A 4,378-nucleotide genomic window follows, 5' to 3' on the forward strand; every position below is an offset into this window, starting at 1 on the left:
CTGGCCGACCTTCACCGCAATGGTTGATATGAGCCACAGTCTGGTTTTGAGGATTAGGTTGTACAAAGTAAACTCTGGGCTAAGCAATTGATTTCAATTGTTTTGATTATTTTTTGCGTAACTTGCACATATCTCAAAAAGGGCGTTCACTGCATGTTTTTCTCGAATAAAAGGGCAACTTGTTTCAGTAAAATGTTCGAAGTATCGTCCCGTTGTTTCCTGGCCAATGGGGTGGGTCGCTAGCCAAACCGGGGTTTCAGCACCTTGATCCGGCGTTTCATGACCACCAAAACCCAGATTATTACTTAATTTCGAGTTAACATCGCCAGGATGGCAGGCATTGACGGAAATCTGGTAAGGAGCTAGCCTTTCAGAAAAGGCTACACTTAGCATACGGTTGGCTTGTTTTGACTGTCGGTATGCCTTGTCGTTATCGTATTGCCTCCGGGTAAATTCCAGATCGTCCAGATCCAGTCCACCTGCCCAGTAGCTGGCGACATTGACGACACGAGCGGGTGCCGAGGCTTTTAATATTTCCGTGAACTCGTCGATTAACCAATAGGGGCCAAGTACGTTCGTGGCAAACTGCAGTTCAATGCCTTCCGGGGTTTCCTGTCGGTTGCGGGGTGTGCAGGCGGCGTTATTGATCAAGACATGCAATCGCCCCATCCAACGTTTAGCCAAATCCTTGATGACTTGATATCGGCTCAAATCAGCGAGTTCATAGCGCACCTTGGGATTACCGGTTACATCGATAATTTCCATTACGGCTTTTTCGGCTTTCTGTTTGTCACGGCACACCAATACGACTTCGGAGTCTTCAAGTTCAGCAAGTTGCCGGGCAGTGGCCTTGCCTATCGCCCCAGTGGCTCCAGTAACCAGAAAAACCCTGGTGTTGTTATCTTGCCGGCTTAAATTCATTGCAGTGATTCCCATCCACTCAATACACTAGGGCTATTATGAAAGGGGGGACTGTTATTGAATAGATTTACAACCTCAAATCTAACACCATCAGTAATTATTGAATTACTTGCCCTAATGGCTAGACTTTCAGGCCGATGGTCTCAACCGTCAATGATGTCGAGCGTTATTCTGACCTTGCGGCGTTGGGTTATTTTTTCTTCATCCGGAAGCTACCGAACCAATTTTGCAACAGAGTAGCTCCATTTTCAACCAAGTAATGCCAAATGTTGCCGGCAGTTAGACCCACGCGTTCAGGCATAGCCATTTCTGGCGTAGATACTACGGCTTTGGGATCAACAGCTTTTGCCTTTTTAGGGGATTTCTGAGTTGGGCTTGGTATTTTAGGCTTTGCTTCCGTGACGACGGCCGCAACATACTGTTCAGTTTTAGCTTTAGGTGCTGACTTTTCGCTAGGGGTTTTTGGTTTTTTCATAATGAGATAAAGAATATAAAGGACAAAAATGAGTATAAACCATTCAGGCATCAAGGCACTCCCTTCGTTTGAGGGATTTTACTCGAATTTCGGAACATAAGTAAAAACGGATAAGGGAGGAGATACTTTGGCCAGATAAGGATCTTTTACGGTGTTTATTATAGATCCGGTGTTGGTAAACATTTTCAGGTTAACCCATGACTAAATTGTTAGTAGATGAATCAATCTCGTTTGAACTAGCAGTTTAATAATTTGGCTTCTCAATACCAGACTGTCGACAAACTTAATGTTGTCTCAAAGAATAACGGTAAAAACCGACCCTGACCCGTCAACTTGGCTTCATCCAAATCAAAAAATTATGGCGTATCACAAACTAAGTTGTTTTAAACTATGAGGTAACTTATCCCTCATCGGCCTCGTTGCGCCAGACCGAAGGCATTATCTACCAGCCTAACAGGAGAGGAGCCCCCATCATTGGGTTAACATCGAAGTGCAATATAGAAATATTTTTTCATATCAGCGGCTTAATAGAGATTAGAAAAAGGGATAATACATATCATGTCACACATACACAATCAGACACTACCTGAAGGCACTCAACTCGGCGTCTACGAAATTAAAGAAGCCTCAAAAATTGATACGTTCGATATCACCTATCGCGCCTGGAATCACCATCTTAAAGAGTGGGTAGAAATACAAGAGTATTTTCCTCACGATTTCGCCATTCGCGCAAACGATGGTCTTGGCGTCGAATCCAAGTCCCCAAGTGATAGAGAAAATTTTGAATATGGGTTAAAGACATTTTTGGATCAGGCTGAGATTCTCACACAAATCGAACACCCCAATATTGTCAAAGCTGAGAACCTCTTGCAATTCAATGGAACTGCTTACCTTATTATGGATTACCAAGAAGGTGTGCCGCTTTCCAAGCTAGTACGGTCTCCGGCAACATTTGCCGAAACAGAATTAAAATTCATTCTGGTATCAATCCTGAATGCCCTACAGAAAGTCCACGAATACAAAATTGTGCATGGTGGCATCCAACCGGCAACGATTATTTTGGGCAAGAATGGCGAACCGCTGCTGACCGATTTCGCCGTCGCCAGATTGGCTATCGCCGCACACGTCGCTAAGCCCGCAGGCGAATTAGCCCCTGGTTACGCACCGCCAGAACTAAATGAGCACGCTAATGAACCCGGGCCCGCCACCGATTTTTATGCTCTGGGCGCAACGATGTATTATTGTATTACGCATAACCAACCAACTGCCGCCCAGAGCCGGATAATGGCTTTAAGCAAAGGCGAACCCGATCCGATGGCTTCACTCTCTGGTTCTCCGGGCACCACGTATAGCGCGGAGTTGTTGCAAGCAATAGATTGGATGCTACGACCTGAATATAATAATCGACCGCATTCAGCGACCGAGATTCTAGCGCTACTAAAATCAGGGCCTATCAACGACCAAGCTGGGCCGATAACTTCCAAGCAAGAAGCCAAAGATGTTGCCAATAGTAGTCCGATTGCCAAGAATCCCATATGGATCGGTGTCATGGCCGGGATAGTTGGATTGGTTATTGTTGGGATATGGTTTGGTAAAAAGCCTTCAGAAATAAGCGGTGACAAAGTTAGTACAGTCACTGCCCAGCCTTTATCCCAAGGTGACCCCGGCAAAATCACAATCACATCAAAGACAAAAGAAGACCAATCCGTCGCCCTGTCCACCACCCAATCAAGTCAAGAATATGACCCAGACAAAATATCCGAGCGCACCACAAAAGAAATAGACGAGCCTGAAAAACAGCCTAAGCAATCCGACGAAGAAATACGACTGGGAACAAGTGCTGACGACAACCAACCCCAAAATGGCGTGATAGGGGAAAGCACGTCTTTTCCAGCAAGCAAATCGGTTTCCAAACCAGCACATAAAGATGAAATTACAACCGAGCAGGACTCTGACAGGAATCAACAGTTAGCACTGATTGATAAAACACTGCAGCAGTCCAAGAAACAGGATTTGCCAAAAAAACCGACCGACCAAGGTTCAATTAAAGGATACTTGGCCGCTGCTAAAAAAGCTATGAAAGCAGTGCGTTTCACCACACCATCGGGAGACAATGCCCATAAATACTACCAAATGGTTCTTGCCATGGAACCAGACAATGCAGAAGCGCTTGCTGGGCGGCAGAAAATAGTTGACCGCTATGCTAGGTTTATACAGAAATCAAGGGCTGAAGGTAAACTAGACACGGCCAAGCGAGCTTTGCAAAAGGCTGAGTCGGTCTTGCCGAATGATCCTAAACTACAAAGAATTCGTGCCGAATTAGCTGCGGGTAAAGAATAATTTGTTTGTGCCGGTTGAAATTTGATCACTCGTGCCGACTGTCGTTTGACCCTATCTATCGCATTTAACCATCTGAAATATTCATATATTCCAATTCACCTACATGGTCAGTCAGTTTTCGGCAGAAACCCTAGCAAATAATCAAATTCAACCAGCGCTAACATCTAGATGGTGAGAATGTTCAAAAAATTTGTATGTGGCTGTGTTTGCATCATTGCCTTATCTGGTTGTGCAACCTTTAAAACATTGGATACTGATCTTCCTTTAAATCAACGTATGTTTGTTTATAGTGGAACTAGGCTTGATTGGTCAGCATTAACAAAAAATCAAGCCGCCCTTAAAAAAATTAAAGTGACACCACCCCGTTATCCATTAGTTGATCTTCCCTTAAGTTTCGCTTTAGATTCGATTTTTTTTCCGTTAGCGGTTTTTGCTGAAATTTTTCAGTAAAAGTTGCCATTCAAAACTTTGAGAACTAGCTATAAAGGGCATACAGCCTATGATTGTCTTGAATGTCAGCTTATTTATATGCGCGAAGAACCGGGTTGGCCGATTTTTCAGCTAAAGCTACTAACAACGTCAGCGATACTCGTTTCAATCTTGATTTTAATACCGCATTTCCATCTGGACCTGCGCGGCCAC

At 44.3% G+C, this 4,378-nt stretch carries 4 protein-coding genes; 2 read left to right on the forward strand and 2 right to left on the reverse strand.

Features of this window, described 5'->3' with window-relative positions; translation table 11 throughout:
• Window positions 1–93: 93 nt before the first annotated feature.
• Both ACLQ6D_RS09035 and ACLQ6D_RS09040 read right to left on the reverse strand, forming a co-directional pair.
• The gene (locus tag ACLQ6D_RS09035) at window positions 94–921 is read right to left on the reverse strand and encodes an SDR family NAD(P)-dependent oxidoreductase (RefSeq protein WP_411726954.1); all 828 of its coding nucleotides are present in this window, start codon (window positions 919–921) and stop codon (window positions 94–96) included.
• A gap of 190 nt (window positions 922–1,111) precedes the next feature.
• A complete protein-coding gene (locus ACLQ6D_RS09040; RefSeq protein ID WP_411726955.1) occupies window positions 1,112–1,447 on the reverse strand; it encodes a hypothetical protein in 336 nt (111 codons plus the stop codon).
• Window positions 1,448–1,954: 507 nt separating this feature from the next.
• Between ACLQ6D_RS09040 and ACLQ6D_RS09045 the strand changes: the two genes are divergently transcribed.
• Complete coding sequence (locus tag ACLQ6D_RS09045; RefSeq protein WP_411726956.1) at window positions 1,955–3,736, forward strand: protein kinase domain-containing protein; 1,782 nt, start codon at window positions 1,955–1,957, stop codon at window positions 3,734–3,736.
• A 177-nt stretch (window positions 3,737–3,913) separates the two neighbouring features.
• Window positions 3,914–4,186, forward strand: coding sequence for a YceK/YidQ family lipoprotein (locus ACLQ6D_RS09050; protein WP_411726957.1), 273 nt, complete (start codon window positions 3,914–3,916; stop codon window positions 4,184–4,186).
• Window positions 4,187–4,378: the final 192 nt, after the last annotated feature.

The organism is Methyloglobulus sp. (genome assembly GCF_046714055.1).
GTDB lineage: Bacteria > Pseudomonadota > Gammaproteobacteria > Methylococcales > Methylomonadaceae > Methyloglobulus.